Annotated in this window: 16 protein-coding genes; 6 read left to right on the top strand and 10 right to left on the bottom strand. The window is 41.5% G+C overall.

Going from position 1 to position 20550, the window contains the following annotated elements:
* Positions 1-26: 26 nt before the first annotated feature.
* On the top strand, positions 27-1097 hold the full coding sequence (locus ACE1CI_RS07710; protein WP_413265633.1) for an adenosine deaminase: 1071 nt from the start codon (positions 27-29) through the stop codon (positions 1095-1097).
* Between the two features lie 285 nt (positions 1098-1382).
* Here the strand turns inward: ACE1CI_RS07710 and psb27 are convergent, their stop codons facing one another.
* The 5 genes from psb27 to pstS all read right to left on the bottom strand — a co-directional run bounded on the left by psb27 (position 1383) and on the right by pstS (position 6545).
* Entirely contained in the window at positions 1383-1778 is a 396-nt protein-coding gene (psb27, locus tag ACE1CI_RS07705; protein ID WP_413265632.1) for a photosystem II protein Psb27, read from the bottom strand.
* Between the two features lie 145 nt (positions 1779-1923).
* Entirely contained in the window at positions 1924-2742 is an 819-nt protein-coding gene (gene pstB / locus ACE1CI_RS07700; RefSeq protein ID WP_413265644.1) for a phosphate ABC transporter ATP-binding protein PstB, read from the bottom strand.
* Between the two features lie 330 nt (positions 2743-3072).
* On the bottom strand, positions 3073-3990 hold the full coding sequence (gene pstA, locus ACE1CI_RS07695) for a phosphate ABC transporter permease PstA (protein WP_413265631.1): 918 nt from the start codon (positions 3988-3990) through the stop codon (positions 3073-3075).
* Between the two features lie 81 nt (positions 3991-4071).
* Entirely contained in the window at positions 4072-5028 is a 957-nt protein-coding gene (pstC, locus tag ACE1CI_RS07690) for a phosphate ABC transporter permease subunit PstC (protein WP_413265643.1), read from the bottom strand.
* Between the two features lie 155 nt (positions 5029-5183).
* Positions 5184-6545, bottom strand: a complete 1362-nt coding sequence (gene pstS / locus ACE1CI_RS07685) for a phosphate ABC transporter substrate-binding protein PstS (RefSeq protein ID WP_413265630.1) — start codon at positions 6543-6545, stop codon at positions 5184-5186.
* 253 nt (positions 6546-6798) lie between these two features.
* Between pstS and bioB the strand changes: the two genes are divergently transcribed.
* The 4 genes from bioB to ACE1CI_RS07665 all read left to right on the top strand — a co-directional run bounded on the left by bioB (position 6799) and on the right by ACE1CI_RS07665 (position 11736).
* The gene (gene bioB / locus ACE1CI_RS07680) at positions 6799-7818 is read left to right on the top strand and encodes a biotin synthase BioB (RefSeq protein WP_459564093.1); all 1020 of its coding nucleotides are present in this window, start codon (positions 6799-6801) and stop codon (positions 7816-7818) included.
* A gap of 70 nt (positions 7819-7888) precedes the next feature.
* Entirely contained in the window at positions 7889-8476 is a 588-nt protein-coding gene (locus ACE1CI_RS07675) for a biotin transporter BioY (protein WP_413265641.1), read from the top strand.
* A 160-nt stretch (positions 8477-8636) separates the two neighbouring features.
* On the top strand, positions 8637-9143 hold the full coding sequence (gene lspA / locus ACE1CI_RS07670) for a signal peptidase II (RefSeq protein ID WP_413265629.1): 507 nt from the start codon (positions 8637-8639) through the stop codon (positions 9141-9143).
* A 328-nt stretch (positions 9144-9471) separates the two neighbouring features.
* The gene (locus tag ACE1CI_RS07665; RefSeq protein WP_413265628.1) at positions 9472-11736 is read left to right on the top strand and encodes a transglycosylase domain-containing protein; all 2265 of its coding nucleotides are present in this window, start codon (positions 9472-9474) and stop codon (positions 11734-11736) included.
* Positions 11737-12069: 333 nt separating this feature from the next.
* Here ACE1CI_RS07665 and ACE1CI_RS07660 read toward each other — a convergent pair whose 3' ends face one another.
* From ACE1CI_RS07660 to ACE1CI_RS07650, 3 genes are all read right to left on the bottom strand, one after another.
* Positions 12070-13869 carry an ATP-binding protein gene (locus ACE1CI_RS07660; RefSeq protein WP_496615315.1) on the bottom strand — a complete coding sequence of 600 codons (1800 nt, stop codon included), beginning with the start codon at positions 13867-13869 and terminating at the stop codon, positions 12070-12072.
* 94 nt (positions 13870-13963) lie between these two features.
* Positions 13964-15661, bottom strand: a complete 1698-nt coding sequence (locus ACE1CI_RS07655; protein WP_496615314.1) for a DUF4335 domain-containing protein — start codon at positions 15659-15661, stop codon at positions 13964-13966.
* Positions 15662-15743: 82 nt separating this feature from the next.
* Positions 15744-16349 (bottom strand): DUF3038 domain-containing protein, encoded by a 606-nt coding sequence (locus tag ACE1CI_RS07650; protein ID WP_413267110.1) that lies wholly within the window; start codon positions 16347-16349, stop codon positions 15744-15746.
* 276 nt (positions 16350-16625) lie between these two features.
* Between ACE1CI_RS07650 and ftsH the strand changes: the two genes are divergently transcribed.
* On the top strand, positions 16626-18533 hold the full coding sequence (gene ftsH, locus ACE1CI_RS07645) for an ATP-dependent zinc metalloprotease FtsH (protein ID WP_413267111.1): 1908 nt from the start codon (positions 16626-16628) through the stop codon (positions 18531-18533).
* A gap of 148 nt (positions 18534-18681) precedes the next feature.
* Here the strand turns inward: ftsH and ACE1CI_RS07640 are convergent, their stop codons facing one another.
* Positions 18682-19515, bottom strand: coding sequence for a Uma2 family endonuclease (locus ACE1CI_RS07640; protein ID WP_413263810.1), 834 nt, complete (start codon positions 19513-19515; stop codon positions 18682-18684).
* Between the two features lie 41 nt (positions 19516-19556).
* On the bottom strand, positions 19557-20549 hold the full coding sequence (locus ACE1CI_RS07635; RefSeq protein ID WP_413263809.1) for a glycerophosphodiester phosphodiesterase: 993 nt from the start codon (positions 20547-20549) through the stop codon (positions 19557-19559).
* Position 20550 lies beyond the last annotated feature (1 nt).

Below are 20550 nucleotides of genomic sequence, written 5' to 3'. Positions count from 1 at the left end.
ATCTATATCGAAAAAAAGAGGTTACTGTGGCTCTGTATGCAGAATTACACCGTCATTTAGGCGGATCGGTTGTACCCCGCGTTCTCTGGCGCTATTTCCAACGCAGCGATGCTGATTTGGCGACTCGTTTTCCTGAGTATTCTGAGTTTGAGGAGTTTTACACTAAACCTCGGAATACGCTAGATGAGTATTTGGAACTGCATACTCTTGTGGAAAGCGTACAAACTAAGGAAACTTTGCCTTACTTTATTTATCGTCTGATTCGTGGTGCTTATATTTTTGAAAATTTGGCTTATTTAGAGTTACGTTATACTCCTTTTTTGCGTACTTCTGACAAACTAAGTCAGACGGAAAGAATTGACCAAATGGCTGAAATTGTCGATATTGTGGGTATTGCTAGTCAGGTGAAGGAATATCCGATCGTTACAAGTCAAATTTTGTGTATGCACTCGCGACTTCCTTATGAGGTGAATAAGGCGATCGTAGAATTAGCAGCACAAAAACGGCAATATGTTTGTGCTGTAGACTTAGCAGGTGGCGATGCTCATTATGCCGATCGCTTAGACGAGTTTATCGAATTATACGCTTATGCGCGATCGCTCGGTTTAAAGACCACTGGACACCTTTACGAAACAAAAGAAGGTTGTTATCCCGAACTTTTACCTTATTTAATGCGGATCGGACATGGGATTCAAATTCCCTTACAATATCCCGAACTTCTCGGTGAGTTAGCAACTGCGGGTACTTGTTTGGAAGTTTGTCCCACTACTTACTTAAAAACTGGCAACTTAGAAGATATTCGTCAACTCAAAGTAGTTTTCGATCGCTGTTTCGCCGCAGGTGTAGACATCGCCATTTGTACCGATAACGCCGGGTTACATAACGTCCGTTTACCCTTTGAATATGAAAACTTGCTAACCTACGACATCATCGGTTTTGAGGAATTGCAAGCTTGTCAAGATGCTGCTTTTCGTCATGCCTTTGCTTGGCCTTACGAACAGCCACCAGCCCTATTATTAAACGGACTGTTTCAAACCGCAACCTCAGATTTGGCAGATGTCGATTTGAATGAATTGCAATTAGTTAATAGAAACTAAAGCTAAGGAAAATTTAACCTCAAAAACAGAATTCAGAAACTCAGTTAGGGAAATTTTCCTAGCCTTCGTTTCTAGAATTCTTTTTTTTGGTAAAATCTGGTTCGTTGTGAGGACTTTAGTCCTTCCGAGAATTCTTTTTTTTAGGAAAATCTGGTTCGTTGTGAGGACTTTAGTCCTTCCGAGAATTCTTTTTTTTAGGAAAATCTGGTTCGTTGTGAGGACTTTAGTCCTTTAATGGAGTCATGTACGACTAAAGTCGCTACAACAAACCATTTAAAAGAGATTTTATGCTCCTTGATTGATAGCAGTTTCGATTTGTTTAAACTCGACTTGTAAACGGTTTTTCAACTTTTCAGGAACCGGACGATTCGGGTATGATGCGTAGTGAGAACCCAAAGCGTTTAATGCAGTTCGCATTGTGGTGAAAGAACGCAAATTTTTTAAAGAGCTATCCCGCCAGTAAAGTGCAGCAAAATCATTGATTTTTTTCTTAGCAGCTACTTGCGCTGCGGCTTTTTCTGGTGCATCATTGGGTAGTTCGATCGCATTTCGCAAACTAGCCACTACATCCAAGGTATCTTGACTATATTTACCAGTTAAACCTGATGGTGTCGAACAACCTACCAAACCAATGGTAACAACTAAAAGTAGGGCGAACAGACGGGACAAATAACGCTTCATAAGCCTTTTTCAGATCTGATTAGCTATGTCCCATCCTATCCTGAAATGAGTACTTCGGTAAACAGGAATAAACAGATCCCCGACTTCTTGGAGAAGTCGGGGATCTTGCTAGAATCTCAATTTTTGCCTTGGAGCCTTCTAAAAATTAACCGAAGCGTCCACTTACATACTCGCGAGTAGATTCTTCTTGGGGACTTTGGAAAATAGCTTCCGTGTTGTCATACTCAACTAAATAACCTGTGCGTCCACCTTTTTCCGAAAGTTGCACATTGAAAAACGCAGTTCGATCGCTCACCCGTGATGCTTGCTGCATATTATGTGTAACAATAATAATTGTGTATTGCTGTTTCAATTCATGGAGCAAATCTTCCACCCGTAAGGTAGAAATTGGGTCTAGCGCCGAGCAAGGTTCATCCATTAAAATAACTTCTGGTTGAACTGCGATCGCACGAGCAATACACAAGCGTTGTTGTTGACCACCAGATAAAGATAACCCACTTTGTCTCAGTTTATCTTTCACTTCATCCCACAAAGCGGCACCTCTGAGCGATCGTTCTACCAATTCATCCATATCACCTTTATATTTGTTTAAACGCGGGCCAAAGGCAATATTGTCATAAATTGATTTCGGGAAAGGATTAGCTTTTTGAAACACCATTCCAATCCGACGACGCACTTCTACAGGGTCAATATTGCTATCGTAAAGATTCCTACCATTGTAAGTAATAGCACCTTCCAATCGGAAGCTGTCGATTAAATCATTCAGTCGATTAAAGCAGCGCAGCAAAGTACTTTTACCACAACCAGAAGGACCAATAAAAGCCGTAATTTGATTTCTCGGAATATCCATTACGACATCCCGCACAGCTAAGAAACTGCCATAATAAATATTGGCATTACGCACCTGAAACACACTATCAGTAGATTCAACTGTTCGGGGATTTGTTTTTGGATTAGGACGCATATACACCTGTTGAGTTTCGGAAATTCGTAAAATACTATTTTTTCTGTTTCTGGAATAATTTACTCTGCGTTTTTCTTTTTCCAGCAATGAATATTTATTTTTCAACTATTGTGCCTCTTGTCTACTCGTCAGCAAAGAAGCTAAAACTACAACGCAGAGTATTTTTGGTTAATTTTTACCTGTCTTTACTTAACTCAGAGTTTGTTCACCTATATCTTAATACAGATTGCCGACACCTACTTTTTAATCTTAGCGTTATAGGTGATAAATTTATTTTGTTCCTTCGGTTCCTCCTAGCTTTGATTTTCTAGCCTAAAAAACATATTTGTCTTAAGCTTTCCGACTGGTAACGTAGCGAGTAATGATACTAGTAATTAACACCAACAGCACCAGAATTAAAGAAGCTGCCCAAGCCAACTGTTGTTGATTTTTGAAAGGTACGATCGCGAAATTATACACTAACACCGCCAAAGAAGCAGTTGGTTGCAAGAAAGCGTCTGGCGGCCAAAGTTGGGGCCAAAATTGCGAAAACAAAGCCGTAAACAGCAAAGGCGCAGTTTCTCCCGCCGCACGCGCCACAGCTAATGTAGTTCCTGTCACAATCGCCGGAACAGCTGCTGGTAACACCACACCCCAAACAGTTTGAAATTTCGTTGCACCCAAACCTACAGCAGCTTGGCGTACATCTTTTGACACCAACTGTAACGCCTCGTCAGTAGTTCGCACAATAATCGGCAACATTAACACTGCTAAAGCAATACCACCTGCAATGGGAGAATAGGAACCCCATCCGAATCTTGTAAAAGTCAAAACCACAGCAGCGTAAGCAAACACCCCAGCAATAATCGAAGGCACACCGCTGAGAATATTAGTAGCAAATCTCACCCAACGGGAAATTTTTCCTGTACTAAATTCCGTCAAATAAATTGATGCCATTACGCCAAAAGGGACACTAATTAGTGCCCCAATTCCCACCATAATAATTGTGCCCAGAATCGCATTCCCGAAACCTCCCCCTTCGACCATTGGCGGCGGAGGCAATTCCACAAATACGCTAGGACTAATACTACTTATACCTTGGAAAGTCACATAGATAAGTACAGCAAACAAAGGTATAACTGCCATAGCCGCCAGAAAAAATGCCACACCCGTCATAATGTTATTAAACAAAGTCCGGGGGGAAAAATTAGCACGTAATAAACCACTACTATCAAAAGAAGAGTTTTGTTCTGAATAACTCCGGCTCATAATTTCAATCTCTAAATTTGGGGCAATTCCTTCAGTAGACTTGAGTAGTTTAATTTCTCATTAAGTTAGCGATCGTCAAAACTAAATTCGCTTCACTCTTTGTACAATTAAATCAGCGAAAATATTGACAATCAAAGTCAAAATAAACAGCACTAAAGCTGCATAAAGTAAAGCTGAAACTTGCAAGCCGCTGGCTTCCGCAAACTGACTTGCCAACAGAGAAGCAATAGTATTTCCTGGTGCTAACAAAGAAACATTAATCGTATTAGCATTACCAATCAACATGGTAATTGCCATTGTTTCTCCCATAGCCCTACCCAACGCCAACATCACGCCCCCAACAATACCAGAAATTGCAGCGGGAATCAGCACTTGGAGAATAGTTTCCCATCTAGTAGCACCTAAGCCCAAAGACGCTTGGCGCAAATCAGGAGGTAAAGAAGTTAAAGCATCACGAGAGATAGCAGTAATGATTGGTAAAATCATAATTGACAGCACCAAAGACGCAGGTAAAATACCTGGGCCTGTTAAAGGAGTGCTAAACAAAGGAAACCAACCAAACCAACTATTTAACCATGTACCTAGAGTTTCTCGCAGCAAGGGAATTACTACAAAAATCCCCCAAATTCCATAAACTACGCTAGGAATTGCTGCTAGTAGTTCTACCAAAAATACTAAAACTGTGCGAACTTTAGCTGGCAAAAAGGTTTCACTTAAAATTACTGCTGTACCTACTCCCACTGGCACCGCTATCAGCAAAGCAATGAAAGAAGTAACTAGAGTTCCGTAAATTTGAGGTAATACCCCAAACTGATTTGTGACTGGGTTCCAAGAACTTTGAAAAATAAATCCCAATCCAAAAGCTTGAATTGCAGGTAAAGCGTCTTTAGCAACTTGAAGTGCTATCCATAGCAATAAAACTGCAATTCCTAAAGCAAATAAACGAGTTAACCAAACAAATCCAATATCTAACCTTTTATCCAAAGCTGTAGGTGGTTGGAAAACACTGTAATTTTCCTTTGCTCCTGTGCTACTCATGATTACTCTGACGAAAGATTTGTAAAAAATTGAAAAATGAGAGAGCGAACTTAAATTTGATTCAGCATTTTTTTGTAATGCTGCTAACTGCCATTTGACTACCTTCACCTTAAAACGATTTTACTAGCAAATTTGATTGCTAGTAACTTTTGTTACTAAGGAGTAGTAGCGGGCGAAGGAGTTGTTGCACCGGGAGTGGTGGTAGTATCTGGAGTCGTTGCACCGGGAGTAGTAGTTGTTGCGCCTGGAGTTGTTGCACCGGGAGTAGTAGTTGTTGCGCCTGGAGTTGCCGCACCGGGAGTCGTTGCACCTGGACTAGCAGCGGTGGTATCAGGAGTTCCAGCTGGAGGAGCAACTGCAATGTTGTAATCTGGGCTAATAGCCTGAGCAACAGTGGCTACTTTAGAAGCAACTTTCGGTGGCAGAGCGATATAACCTAACTCAGGAGCAATTCTTTGTCCTTCAGTCAAGGCGTATTCTACTACTGCTTCTATAGTTTTGGCTTTGGCTGCATCTTGATATTTCGGATAGACTAGCAACCAGGTATAGCTGATAATGGGGTAAGAGTCTGTACCTTCTGGGTCAACAATGAAGGCTCGCAAGTTTTCTGGTAATTGTACTGAGTCTAAAGCGCTAGAAGCTGTTTGTTCGTTGTAAGTAACGTAGTTGCCTGCTTTATTTTCTAAAGAGGCGAATTTGAGGTTATTTTGTTTGGCGTAACCGTATTCGATGTAACCAATAGAGCCTGTTGTCTGGGCTATTTGAGCAGTCACACCTTCGTTACCTTTGGAACCTACACCTGTGGGCCATGCTACAGTTTTACCGTCACCGACTTTCGATTTCCAATTGGGACTAATGGCGCTCAAATATTTGGTGAATATGCCTGTGGTGCCGCTACCATCCGCACGATAAACTACTGTGATGGGTGTGTTAGGTAAGTTTACACCCGGGTTAGCTTCGGCAATTTTGGGGTCATTCCAAGTCTTGATGTTCCCCAAAAAGATATCTGCTAAAAGATTTCGGGATAGTTTTAAGCCTTCTGCTCCGGGTACGTTGTAAGCTAAGACGATGCCGCCTGCGGTTACTGGTAGCATGAGTGCGCCGCCTTGAACTTTTGCTAGTTCTTCGTCAGTCATGGCGACATCGCTAGCACCAAAATCTACTGTTTTGTTAATAAACTGTTGGACACCTGCGCCGCTACCAACTGACTGGTAGTTGATTCTAGCTTTGGGATTAATTTTATTGAAATCTGCAAACCAACGTTGATACAAGGGTGCGGGGAAGGATGCGCCTGCTCCAGAAAGTAGTACGTTTTGCGCTAAGTCGAGTCTGGATGGAGTTGCGGGAGTGGGTGTTCCAGGTGCGACTGCTGGACTAGCACCAGGAGCAGCGGGAGTATCGGTAGCTGTTGGTGTGGTTTGTGAGGGACCACAAGCACCTAAACCAATGGTTAAGGCTACCCCAGAAAGGGCAGCAGCTATAGTTTTGGGATTGGTGAGAGTAAGACGTAAAATCATTCGAGTAAATTTTCAGCTTTTTTTGTTAAAAACCCTTAGCAGCATAGCTCTTTATGGTAAAGATAAGGTTAACAGGAAAGATTCCTCCGTTTGGGTGAGGAAAAAGTAAAACAGGTTGCTACGCACTAATTTGTGAGATGATACTTATGGGATAAACTGACTTTTTAGTAATAGAGGGTTAAGTGTGAGAGAAACGCCGTTATTAACTTCTAATTCTGTTGTGGCTGAGAATGCTGGGAATGGGTCGCAACCTTTGCAAGAATGGTTAGAAAAGCTGACAGAGGAAATTATAGCTGGGAAAAGGCTCAGTCGTGAAGAAGCGATCGCACTCACCCAAATTGAAGGTGAAGAAAACATTTTGTTATTGTGCGCTGCCGCCGATCAAGTGCGTCAAGCTTGCTGTGGTAATACAGTAGATTTATGCAGCATTGTTAATATTAAATCGGGCAATTGTTCGGAAAATTGTGGTTTTTGCTCTCAATCTGTTCATCATCCAGGTAATGATTCACCTGTTTATGGTCTAAAGTCAAAAGAAGAAATTCTAGCCCAAGCAAAAGCAGCCGAAGCCGCAGGTGCTAAGAGATTTTGCTTAGTTAGTCAGGGCAGAGGTATTAAATATAACAGCCCAAAATCAACAGAGTTTGAAAACATTTTAGAAACGGTGCGGCAAATTATTGCCGAAACTAATATTAAGCCTTGCTGTGCTTTGGGAGAAGTGACCGCAGAACAAGCGCAAGCACTGAAAGACGCAGGTGTAACTCGCTACAATCATAATTTAGAAGCATCGGAAAACTTTTATTCGCAAATTGTCACTACCCACACTTGGCAAGACAGAGTGGAAACGGTAAAAAACCTGAAAGCTGCGGGAATTCAAGCTTGCACAGGTGGAATTATTGGCATGGGTGAAAGCTGGGAAGATAGGGTCGATTTGGCTTTAGCTTTGCGGGAATTACAGGTGGAGTCGGTGCCAATTAATTTGTTAAATCCGAGAGAAGGGACACCGTTAGGCGATCGCACTAAACTAGATCCTATAGAAGCTTTGAAGGCGATCGCTATCTTTCGCATGATTCTACCAGAACAGATTCTCCGCTACGCTGGGGGAAGAGAAGCTGTTATGGGAGAACTGCAAGCAATGGGATTAAAAGCAGGAATTAACGCCATGTTAATTGGACATTACTTAACCACAATCGGACAACCCCCAGAACAAGACCATGCCATGCTAGAAAAACTGGGACTCAAAGGCGGTGAAGCACCAATTCCCCAAAACTCATAGTTCCAAATTAACTCAACTACCAATTACCAACTACCAATTACCTATTACCCATTACCTATTACCAATAGTTGTGTTTTCTGCCACTGAATTTTTGTGGGCCTTCATTGGTTTACTGCTTACCATTGGTGGCACCTTTTTACAAGCATCTGTGACTGCTTTACCTTGGCACTGGAGTGAGTCGGGAATTCCCATTCACTCTTTAGGAGTCACTTATCAAATAGGTGCAGTACTATTAGTAGGTTGTCTTGGTGGCAAAAATGCAGGAGCCCTTTCCCAAATTGCTTATTTAGCACTGGGTTTAACTTGGTTTCCTGTCTTTTCCCAAGGCGGGGGTTTTGCCTATCTCAAATTACCTAGTTTTGGATATCTGTTAGGATTTATTCCTGGTGCTTGGTTATGTGGCTATTTAGCATTTCGCCAACCACCGAAATTAGAATCTTTAGCCTTTAGCTGCCTTTGTGGTTTGTTAGTGATTCATTTAGTAGGTGTCGCTTATTTAGTTGGTAGTCATTACATAAGTTTGGCGAGTACAGATACTATTTCTCCCATAGTTCCAGATATTCAAAAGTACTCTTTAGACCCCATCCCAGGACAATTAGCTCTTGTTTGTGCAGCTACAGTGTTAGCTTTCATCCTCAGACGTATTATGTTTTACTAGTCATTGGTTATTCGTCATTTGTCATTTGTATTTTGGCTAGTAAATAAGTAAAATTGACGAGTTTAAATGAGGCTATTGAAGATTCAATTACTCTCAAATAACGAATGACCAATGACCAATGACCAACGACCAATGACTATTAACCAATGACTATTAACCAATGATTAAAAATCGTTTTTTTTGGATTGTTGCTTTCATTTGTATTGTTATAGACCAAATTACTAAATATTGGGTGTTGCAAAACTTTCGCTTGAATGAAAGTTGGCCTTTGTGGTCAGGGGTTTTTCATCTTACTTATGTGAGAAATACTGGTGCCGCTTTTAGCTTGTTTAGCGAGGATGGTAGCTGGTTACGTTGGCTATCTTTGCTGGTAAGTTTAGCTTTGATGGCTATGGCTTGGTTTGGGGCACATTTACCTTTGTGGGAGCAATTGGGCTATGGTTTTATTTTAGGGGGCGCTATTGGCAATGGAATCGATCGATTTATTTACGGTTATGTGGTGGATTTCTTCGATTTTAGATTAATTCGCTTCCCGGTTTTTAATGTGGCGGATGTATGTATTAATGTGGGAATTGCTTGCCTATTTATTGCCATATTTCGTAAGTCTCACTTTGATAATGGGTCTAGGGGCCCAGGGGCAGAGGGGCCCAGGGGCAGAGGAGAATAGTTTGTTAATTTGGCTGGGTTTTGTTGATTAGTTTAACTGAAATTAAACCACAGATGAACAGAGATGAACGCAGATAGAAAACAGATAGATAAATTCGATTATTGCCACTGCTTTTTTAATAATAAAGTAATACCTCTGAGTCATTTTAAATTTTCCCGATGCTCCCCTGCTGCCTCAACTTTGGTTCATTATAAAAAGTAGGGGAAATGCTGACTTATTCTCCCAATATAGTCAAAACCCTTTGTTGGTGTGGAAAAATTTTCTCTGTGTCTCCTTGTCCCCTGGTTCCCGCGTCAGTTCTAGTTAAGAGTATCCAACCGAAGACGATATGACTCCTCCCCATCCCCAAAAACCTCGCCCGACAATTATGGGTGCTATCACCCAAGCAGTGCAGACGGTACAAGCGAAGGTAAATTTTTCTAAGTTAGCATTGAAGCCGAATGCTAAAGTACCGGAATTGCGAGTTCAGGATGCTGATGCAGATCAAGCTGAGGTTTATCCGCTGTTGGGCGATCGCTATAAACTAGGTCGTAGTTCTAAGTCTTGTGATATCGTGGTGCGTAACCCGGTAGTTAGTCAAATTCATTTGTCTTTGACTCGCATCGGGCGCAGACAGAAAAGTTTTCTGATTAAAGATGAAAACTCGACTAATGGGATTTATCGTGGTCGAAAGAGGGTTTCATCAAGAAAGTTACGTCATGGTGATATCTTAACTTTAGGGCCAAGGGAATTAGCTGGTGGGGTGAGAATTCAATATTACGATCCGCCAACTTGGTATGAAAAAGCAATAAGTTGGGGCGTTTATGGCATTACTGGGTTAACGGCACTTTTAGCAATTACAGTGTTGTTGGAGTGGCAAAAATTTTCTGTTCATCCTTTACCAAATGCTACCAAAGGGCCTGTTATTGTTTATGCCAGGGATGAAACGCCTTTGCGAACTCCGCGCAATAATGCTCATGTGGAATTTAAGAGATTAAGTGATTTTTCTCCCTATTTACCGAAGGCGGTAGTTGCTTCGGAAGATAGACGTTTTTACTGGCATTTGGGGGTCGATCCGATCGGGATTGCCAGAGCCAGTTTTATTATTAGTAAAGGTGGCGATCGCCAAGGTGGAAGTACTGTTACTCAACAAGTAGCCCGGAGTTTATTCCGTGATTATGTAGGTTCAGCAGATTCTTTGGGGCGCAAGTTGCGGGAAGCAATTGTGGCTTTAAAATTAGAGTACTTTTACAGTAAAAATGACATCTTATTAACTTACTTGAATCGGGTATTTTTGGGTGGTGATAGTTATGGGTTTGAGGATGCTTCTGAGTATTATTTTGGTAAGTCAGCGCGAGATTTAACTTTAGCAGAAGCGGCGACTTTGGTGAGTAATTTACCTGCGCCAAATAACTTCAATCCTTGTGGCGATAGTCAGGCGCGGGAAAGAGCAATTACTTTGCGAAATGGGGTGATTGCTCGGATGTTGGAGCAAGGTAAAATTACTGTGGAGGAGGCGGCTAAAGCAAGACGATCGCCCCTAGAAGTTAACCCGAAAGTTTGTGAGGAACAAGCTAGTACAATTTCTCCCTATTTCTATAGTTATGTGTTCCAGGAATTGCAGTTTTTGTTGGGGGAAGAACTAGCTAGAGAAGGGAATTTTATTATTGAAACTGATTTTAATTTGGGAATGCAAGCAAAAGCGGAATCTGCTTTGCGGAATGCTATTAGTAATGCTGGTGCAAATAGTCGGTTTTCGCAAGGTGCGATCGTTACTCTTGATTCTAATACTGGGGCAATTTTAACGATGGTGGGGGGATTAGATTACAAACAAAGTCAATTTAATCGTGTTACTCAAGCACACCGACAAGCAGCATCAACTTTTAAAGTATTCACTTATGCAGCAGCTTTGGATAAAGGGATTTCGCCTAATAAATCTTATTCTTGTGCTCCTTTAGTTTGGCAAAAACGTTATCCAGGTTGCGAACGTACTGGAGGCGGTAGTTCCAATATGTACAATGGGATAGCGCAATCGGAAAATGTGATTGCTTTGAGGGTGGCGCAAGATGTGGGTTTAGATAATGTTGTGCAAATGGCACAAAGAATGGGAATTGAATCTAAACTTAATCCTGTACCGGGGTTAGCTTTAGGACAAAGTGAAGTTTATCCTTTAGAAATGACTGGTGCTTTTGGTGCGATCGCCAATAATGGTATATGGAATCGTCCTCATGCTATTGTTCGGATTCGTGATAGTAGTTTTTGTCGTGATATCAAAAATTGGGAAACTTGTCCCGAAATCTACTCTTTCGATCCTGATAAAAACGCGAATCAAGAGAGAGCTTTACGCCGAGAAGTTGCCGAGCAAATGAATAATTTGTTGCGGGGAGTGGTACAATTTGGTACAGGAAGAAATGCCTCTTTAGGTTTAGGCGAAGAAGCGGGTAAAACAGGTACTAATAGCGATAACCGCGATTTGTGGTTTGTGGGATATGTTCCAAGTCAGAAGTTAGTTACTGGCGTTTGGTTGGGAAATGATGATAATTCACCAACTAGAGGAAGTAGTGCTCAAGCAGCTTTACTTTGGGGAAACTATATGCGCCAAGTTATCCGGTAAGTTCGTAGTGACGACTTTAGTCGTTCAGAAGGACTAAAGTCCTGACAACGAACTAGTTTGTAAGTAGGTAGATCTAAATAAAGTAAAACAAAGGCGGGCAAGATGCCCGCCCCACAAGATTTTCAGCTTTCTTGTGGGGTGGGCAAGATGCCCACCCCACAAGATTTTCAGCTTTCTTGTGGGGTGGGCAAGATGCCCACCCCACAAGATTTTCAGCTTTCTTGTGGGGTGGGCATCTTGCCCGCCCCATTGATAGATAACTATTTTCACTTTATTTGCACCTACTTAGTGACGACTTTAGTCGTTCATTCCTACATAGAAGGACTAAAGTCCTTACAACGAACCGACTGAGGCTTTTTCTGGGGAAGGAACGATCGGAAGTGCGATCGCAAATTCTGTACCTTTACCAACTTCAGAAGTACAAGTAATTTTACCCCCATGTTTTTCTTCTACAATTTGCCGAGTAATTGCTAACCCTAAACCTGTACCAATACCTCTGGGTTTTGTGGTAAAAAAGGTATCAAAAATTTTGCCCATATTTTCAGGACAAACACCGCAACCGTTGTCAGCAATTCGCACCATTACCCAGTTATTATCTAGGCGTTCTGTAGTAATTAAAACTGCTTTGTCTTCAGAGGTTTCTGTAGTTTTGCTTTCTTCTAAAGCATCGATCGCATTACTAATCAAATTCATGAACACCTGATAAAGAAAACCTGTATAACCAGTAATTTTGGGAATGTCGCCATAGTTTAGCACTACTTTAATTCCCTTCTTAATGCGGTTATGTAAAATTAATAAAGTGCTGTTAATACAAGCGTGTAAATCAACTAATTGAGCTTCTGCTTCATCCAAGCGAGAAAAGTCTTTTAAACTCAGCACAATTTGGCGAATTCTTTCTGCACCCACCGTCATTGATTGCAAAGTTTTTGGTAAATCTTCCTGCAAGAATTCTAAATCGATTTCTTCAGCTTTTTCCTGTAAAGCTAAAGATGGTTGAGTAAGTTCTTGTTCGTAAGTTGCTAAAATATCTAAAAGGTCGGTAACATATTCGCTAGCATGGACAAGGTTGCCATAAATAAAGTTTACTGGATTATTAATTTCATGAGCTATTCCAGCAACCATGCGCCCTAAACTAGACATTTTTTCACTTTGAAGTAACTGCACTTTTTGTAACTCTTCTTGTCGAATAGCTGCGGCTTTTTGTTCTTCTAATAAATGTTTTACCCGACTAATCAATTGATTTAAAGTTACAGTTAAAACGCCTACTTCGTCGCTGGTAGTTACAGGTGCTTGTAAGTCGAAATTATCATCTTGAGTAACTTTTTGTGCTACTTTAGTTGTAGCTTTTAAAGGGCGTGCGATCGCTCTACTAGTATAGATTGCTAAAAATATCGCTAGTATGACTGATACCAACATACTAGAGATTGTGGTTCCCATTTGTAACTCTTCACCTAGTTCTACATTATTTTCTGCTATGGTTTCTTCCCGAAAAGCCTGACTTGCAATCTCCGCTAATTTAGTGGAATAATCATCAAATTTAAGTGCTGTTTCACTGATAGTTAAATTTAATAATAATTGCTGTAATTTGGTAATTTTTTGGGAATTTAAACTGGATTTTTTGATTTCTTTAATTACACTTTCTGTCTGTAGCAAATAATCTTCCACTGCTTGCTCATAAGTTGTAAAAAAAGCCTTAGCTCCCGAAATTTCTTGAGCTTTTAAAGAATTTTTAGCTTTTTGAAGTAGTGATTTAACATTAAAAATATGTTCAATAAAATCGGAATGTTCATTTTGAAAATCTTGTGGTTTTTCCAGTAAAGCGACGAATTGTTGTTGATGCGATCGCGCTTGCAAAACAGCTATTTGTAAATCATTAAGCAGCACGCCCGTTTCATGCCACTTTTGGGCTTCATTCCGAAAAGCTTCTTCATAATAATTACCCAGCCCCATACCTACAATTGTGCCTAAAACCGCAATACTCAAAGCCAGCGCATAGCCGCATCTAATTTTAGTGCTAATGCTCAGGCGACTGACAGCAATTTTCCCCAAGTTGAATTTATTAGTCCAAAATTTCCGGGAATGAGGGGCTATTTTCTGATGCCCCGGAATGGGAGAATTGGAGTTCATATTCATCAGTTGCAATAGAAATAATAATCATAAATAATTTCTATCCTAACTGATGAAATACATTAATGGTCAGGGGACAATCCGGTATTTTCTACTAGCTTTACTGATAACCTCGCCAAGGACTGACTTGCAAAACACCTTTGGGAGTAAAGACAACCTTAAAATAGGCAACAGGTTGTTCATTTACACTAGTAGAATCAGTGGAAAGATTAGCAACACCCAAGTTAGGAAGGGGAGTTTGGTTTAAATATTCTTGTGCAGGTTGGTTACGAGGTTCATACTTTACCACTGTTCCATCTGGGCGCATAGCAACCCGATAAACTAATTCTTCAGGAAACTTAATAATTTCTGTCCTACGTTGTTCAATTTGGGTGTAAAGATTACGATTCAAAACTCTTAGAGAAGCAGCATCAACAATTTCATTATTTCTGCCTAAAGTTGCTCCTGAAGTTGTAGGAATTTGCCCACCTAAAGTAGAAGCGGTAGTCTGAGGTAAAGTAGTTGCTGGAGTTTGTTCCCCTAAAGTAGAAGGAGTAGTCGGAGGTAAAGTAGTTGCCGGAGTTTGCCAGCCTAAAGTTGACTCATTTGGTGGTGGAATAGTTGGTACAGCGACAGGAGTTTGCACTAGGGAATTAGGTGCAGTTGGCGGTGTAGTTGGTGCAACTGGTGCGGGAGTTGGCTGTAGTGCAACTGAAGAATCTGTTGGTGGTGCAGTTGGTGCGGTGACTGGTGCGGGAGTTGGCTGTAGTGCAACTGAAGAATCTGTTGGTGGTGCAGTTGGTGCGGTGACTGGTGCGGGAGTTGGCTGTAGTGCAACTGAAGAATCTGTTGGTGGTGCAGTTGGTGCAGTCATCGGTACAGGAGTTGGCTGTAGTGCAACTGAAGAATCTGTTGGTGGTGTAGTTGGTGCGGTGACTGGTGCGGGAGTAGCGACTGCGTTCGTTTGTTCTCCGAAGTTAGAGGTAGTGGGTGGAACTTGTGCGGCTATTGGTGTTGCGGGAGAATTGGCAGGAACTTCGGTGGTGGAGGAAGCTAGAGGTGTAGTAGTTTCTCCGCCTAAATTAGATTGAGGAGTGGTTGTTGGGGAAGGTAAGGGAGGATCGCTGGTGGCAGGTTGTCCGGGAATAGTAGAATTCGGGGAGACAGCACCAGAATTATTTTGTGGTAAAGGATCTCTAGGTCTTTGTACTTCAGGAATGGGGGCGAAAAAGAGTGCGATCGCAGCCAATGCTAAACTAGACAAACCCAAAGCAGCTGGTGCTGCTTGTTTGACCAAATCTTCATCCGACTTAGCAAAGCGTTTTTCCACTGGCGCTAACTTCAACCCTAAACTAGGCAAAGTTTGGCTATCAGCAAAAAACTGATCTACAGCTTCCACTAAATCAAACAATTGCACCGTAGATAAATCAATTTCAATGGGATTTGTAGAAGCTGGAGGTGCAGTTATACCATTAAGGAAAGTATTTAAATTGTGTGGTTGCACAATTAACCGATGTGAATTTTGCCCACTGCGGTGCAATTGTACCAAAGGTACATGACCATTTTCCAAATGTTGATGGGGGACACCACTTAAAATTTCTTGGGCGTAGTTGCTAACTGCTGTCACCAAACTTTCAAAAAAGTCTCTTCCGCCACTTAACGATGGCCCCGTATAACCTGCCAAACGACATTCGGCATTGACTAAAATTGATAAGACTGGGCGCATCTCTGTTTGAATGAGTCCGCCTGTGGTTTCACTCAACCCTTCTAGGATCAGGGTGCAATTAGGCAAGCTGTACTGTCGTTGGATCGTCGTCATGGGATTTTAGATTTTAGATTTTAGATTTTAGATTCACTCCAGTCGGGGGTTTGTCTCTGTCTCCAGGATTAATCATCTTACATTAAATTTCCCCGTCAAATAGACTAGTCCAAAAGCGTTGCATTCCAGAAGTACCTGTACAAAAAAGTAGCTGTCCCAATAGGGCGATCGCTAACTCATTCAACTTTTCGTCTGAATTATAAGCTACCACTCCAGAGCGTCGGGGATTCATCCGGCTGCGAAAATGTTTGCGGAAACGCTCCAAAAAGTAAGATAGTCGAAAATGATGTTCTACTGACAATTGTTTTTCAGACAATTGTTGATATGCCAGTAACAACTGTCGAATCAGAACTGTCATCCGCCTTGCTAAATTGCAGGCGATCAAAACCAATGCCTTGGCTTCGACTACACTCAGAGAATGACGTTGACTGTAACGCCTCATGGGGTTAGTACAGCGCAATCGCCACAATGTTACCCGATTTTTAATAATTCCTTCCAATTCTAGTTCCCTAGCCGCACTGAGGATCGCTTCCGAACCACCAATATCTAAGGCTTCAATTACCAGTAAAATCAAGTCTATTTGCTGCCGAGAGCGTTTGGGAAACTCGCGATCGTCAAAATTAGCTGGAACGGGTAAGCTTTCCAATATTAAAGGCACGGGTTGAGCAGTAGGAGTATCTAAATACATTAGGCTTACTTGAATTTTGAATCTAACTAGCTTCGTGAGAGCGGTTACTTATAGCAAACCTATTCTAGAGAAGATCGCACACTATTGTAGAAAGTTTTAAGTTTTGAGTTAGAAGTTTTGAGTTAATTAACTTCCCCCCATCTCCCCATCTCCCCATCCCCCCACCTCCCCATCTGCCCTGCCCCTCTTTAGCTACACTGGATCAATAAGAGTGTCTTTTCTTAAATTACCCTTGGGTAATCTGGGTAATCACAGCAGCAAAAGGGCTAACGCATTATGAAAAATTCCTGGATGAAAAAGTCGAGCAGACAGCACCGTAAAAAAAATGTGTTTTTGACGGGGGCGATTACAGCTAGTTGGTTATTATTACAAAGTGCTCTGCCAGGAGTTCCCCCTGTTCTAGCTTCTGACCAGCAGGAAACGATGAGTTACAATGAGTTGCTGAAGAAAATAGATGCGGGTAAAGTTACTAAGGTTGATATCGATCCGACGCAGCGTATAGCTAAGGTGGAATTTCAGGGAGTGGATAAGACGGATTCGCCAGCAACGGTGAATTTGTTTGAGGATAATCGGGAGTTAATTGAAAAGTTGCGATCGAAGCGTGTCCAATTTGCTGTCCAACCAACCACCGATAATAGTGCAGCTTTAGGCTTTGTGATCAATTTACTGTTGGTGATCCTGTTAATTTCAGGGTTGTTGATGATTGTAAGGCGATCGGCTAATGCTTCTAATCAAGCAATGAATTTTGGTAAGTCTCGTGCCCGTTTCCAAATGGAGGCGAAAACCGGAATTAAGTTTGAAGATGTAGCAGGTATTGAGGAAGCAAAAGAAGAACTGCAAGAAGTTGTAACTTTCTTAAAACAGCCAGAACGGTTTACGGCTGTGGGTGCGAAAATTCCTAAAGGTGTATTGTTAATTGGCCCTCCGGGAACTGGGAAAACTTTGTTAGCTAAAGCTATTGCTGGGGAAGCTGGAGTTCCTTTCTTTAGTATTTCTGGTTCAGAATTTGTGGAAATGTTTGTGGGTGTGGGTGCTTCCCGCGTCCGCGATTTGTTCAAAAAAGCGAAGGAAAATGCTCCCTGTTTAGTATTTATCGATGAAATTGATGCTGTCGGTAGAATGCGGGGAACTGGGATTGGTGGCGGAAATGATGAACGGGAGCAAACTTTAAACCAGTTACTCACCGAAATGGATGGGTTTGAAGGTAATTCGGGAATTATTATTATTGCTGCTACTAACCGTCCTGATGTTCTCGATGCTGCTTTGTTGCGTCCGGGACGTTTCGATCGCCAAGTGATCGTAGATGCACCAGATATGAAGGGACGTTTGGAAATCCTGAAAGTCCATGCCAGGAATAAAAAGGTGTCGGATGAGGTGTCGCTGGAAGCGATCGCCCGCAGAACCCCCGGTTTTACTGGCGCGGATTTAGCCAATTTGCTCAATGAAGCAGCAATTTTGACCGCCAGACGGCGTAAAGAAGCAATTACCATGCTGGAAGTTAATGATGCTGTCGATCGGGTGGTAGCGGGAATGGAAGGTACGCCTTTGGTGGATAGCAAGAAGAAGCGATTGATTGCTTATCATGAAGTCGGTCATGCGATCGTCGGAACTTTAATGAAAGGTCATGACCCAGTAGAAAAGGTGACTTTGATTCCTCGCGGTCAAGCGTTAGGTTTAACTTGGTTTACTCCTAATGAAGAACGAGGTTTAATTTCTAAGTCGCAGATCATCGGGATGATTTGCGATGCTTTGGGTGGTCGCGCTGCGGAAGAGGTGATTTTCGGTGATGCGGAAATTACGACGGGTGCAGGTGGCGATTTGCAACAAGTGAGCAATTTAGCAAGGCAAATGGTGACTCGTTTCGGAATGTCTGAGTTGGGTCTATTAGCTTTGGAAAATCAGAGTAATGAGGTGTTTTTAGGTCGTGATTTTGCCAATCGTGCGGAATATTCGGAAGCGATCGCGGCTCATGTCGATGAACAGGTAAGATTGATTGTGTCAAAATGCTATGAAGATGCGAAAGGCATTATTAGCGAAAATCGCACTTTGATCGATCGTTTAGTCGATTTGTTGATTGACAAGGAAACAATTGATGGTGAAGAGTTGCGAAAAATTGTTTCTGAATACACTCAATTACCTGAATCACAATTCAAGGAAGATTGGTCAGTTGCAAGTAGTTCCTAACTCAATATTGCTCAGTAGTTGAAGGGTGCGTTACGCTAAGGATAGGGCGGGCAGGATGCCCACCCCACAAGAATTATAGCTTTCTTGTGGGGTGGGCATCCTGCCCGCCTTAGTTGTCACTTTATTTATACATACCTACTTAGTTCTACTATTCCAAATCCTCCAGACTAATTCCTAAAGCTGATAATTGTTCGGGAGAAAGCGACTTTAACTTTTCTGCTAATTGAATTCGTTTTTGTCGTTCTCGTTCCGCTTCTGTTTGTAACCAATTTCCCTCCTCATCACACCAGCGCAACCAAGAACGATTAATTCCCTCAAATTCTCCTTGCCAAATTCCCAATCCTAATTTTAGTTCGGAAATCAAAAAGAGAGGTTGGTCAGGATCTATAGGTTGTTCTCGATAGCGTCCGCCATTGAGTTTAAATCCGCGTAGGCGATCGCTATACCGACTGAATACCACATAATAAGGTACTCGTAAAATTCGCTCATAAACGTCCCATTTTCTCGGCGGTATTTCTCTGGTTGGTTGTCCGTTAATTTCCGTAGAATCTACTTCCGAAATTTCGTCATCTTCTAATAGCGCCAGTTCCCCCAAATCTTCTTTTTCCGTTCCCGGCGAAAGCAGTTCCACAACTAAAAATGGATTCACTCCTTCTTGCCAAACAACGTAACTAGAACGCAAATCTGTTCCTTCATACAAGCGCGGTACATCTAAAACGAGAAACCAATCAGGACGCTTGTGCCACAAAGGATTTTTCACATCGTAGTACAAGTTTAAATCGGTGCCAACAAACAGACGTGAAGGCGGATAATCTGTTAATTGCAAGGTGCGAGTAAGTAACTGCGGTTGCAAAATGTGAAACTCATCAGGCAAACCAGGTTCCTCCGGGTTTTCGCTAGGCAAATCGTACATTGTCGGCAGAGTTTCCTTTGCCGGAAGGGGAGGTTCTGTCTGGGGAATGACAGTCCGCTGTTGTGACATGACGATATGATGAGGAATTGAAATTTTTAGTTATTAATACTTTACCATATTCGCTGAATTACTGTTAATGCTGTATTAGTAAAATCAGTAAATACCCCATCTACGCCTAAGTTAAAAAAATGCTCATATTCTGCTTCTGGATTCTCGTTATAATCTGGTGCTAAATATTGCTTTTCATTACGGAAAGTGTAAGGATGAACTAGTAATCCTACAGCATGAGCATCGGCAATTAAAGATGTAGAATTTAGTAATTTTCCCTGGTTATCTACAGGGATAATCATTTGTTTGTTTGGGCCAATTCCGGCGGCATATTCAGCAATTTTTGCTAATTCTTGGGGTTTGGTTAAGTCTTGGTAGGTGCGCGAATCGCCATTCATCACCAAATCAAAAGGTTGCCCAGAATTTTCTAGTAATTGAATCAATGGTAAATCAGTTAATTTTCTCAATTTTTGCAAATTTTGGGTTTCAAAAGATTGGATAAAAATCGGATCTGTAGCAGATTTATATCCGTTATTATGAAGAATTTCAATTAATGGTTCTTCTAAAGGTAAACCAATAGAAGCAAAATAAGTTGGGTGTTTAGTTTCTGGGTAAATTCCGAGCGATCGACCAATTTGCCCACTTTTAACCTCGACTAAATCAATAATTTCCTGAAAAGTCGGAATTGAGAATTGATTGTTAAAACTTTGATCTCTAAAAGGCAATCTTTCTTTAGCTTTCAAAGTTTTAATCTCTTCTAATGTAAAGTCTTCAGTAAACCAACCACTGATTGATTTTCCATCAATTAATTTAGTAGTTTTACGATTAGCAAATTCGGGGCATTCAGTAACATTAGTAGTAGTAGAAATTTCATTTTCATGACGTGCAATTAATATCCCATCTTTAGTAGAAACTAAATCCGGTTCAATATAATCAGCACCTAAATTAATAGCTAATTCATAAGATGCTAAAGTATGTTCTGGACGAAAACCGCTAGCGCCTCGATGGGCAATAATTATAGGTGGTGATGAATTTAGCTGTAAATAATTTTTCATT

The sequence above is a fragment of the Floridaenema flaviceps BLCC-F50 genome (assembly GCF_041929275.2).
In the GTDB taxonomy this organism is placed as follows: domain Bacteria; phylum Cyanobacteriota; class Cyanobacteriia; order Cyanobacteriales; family Aerosakkonemataceae; genus Floridanema; species Floridanema flaviceps.
Note: the sequence above shows the minus strand (reverse complement) of the source record. Positions and strands in the feature narration are given on the sequence as shown.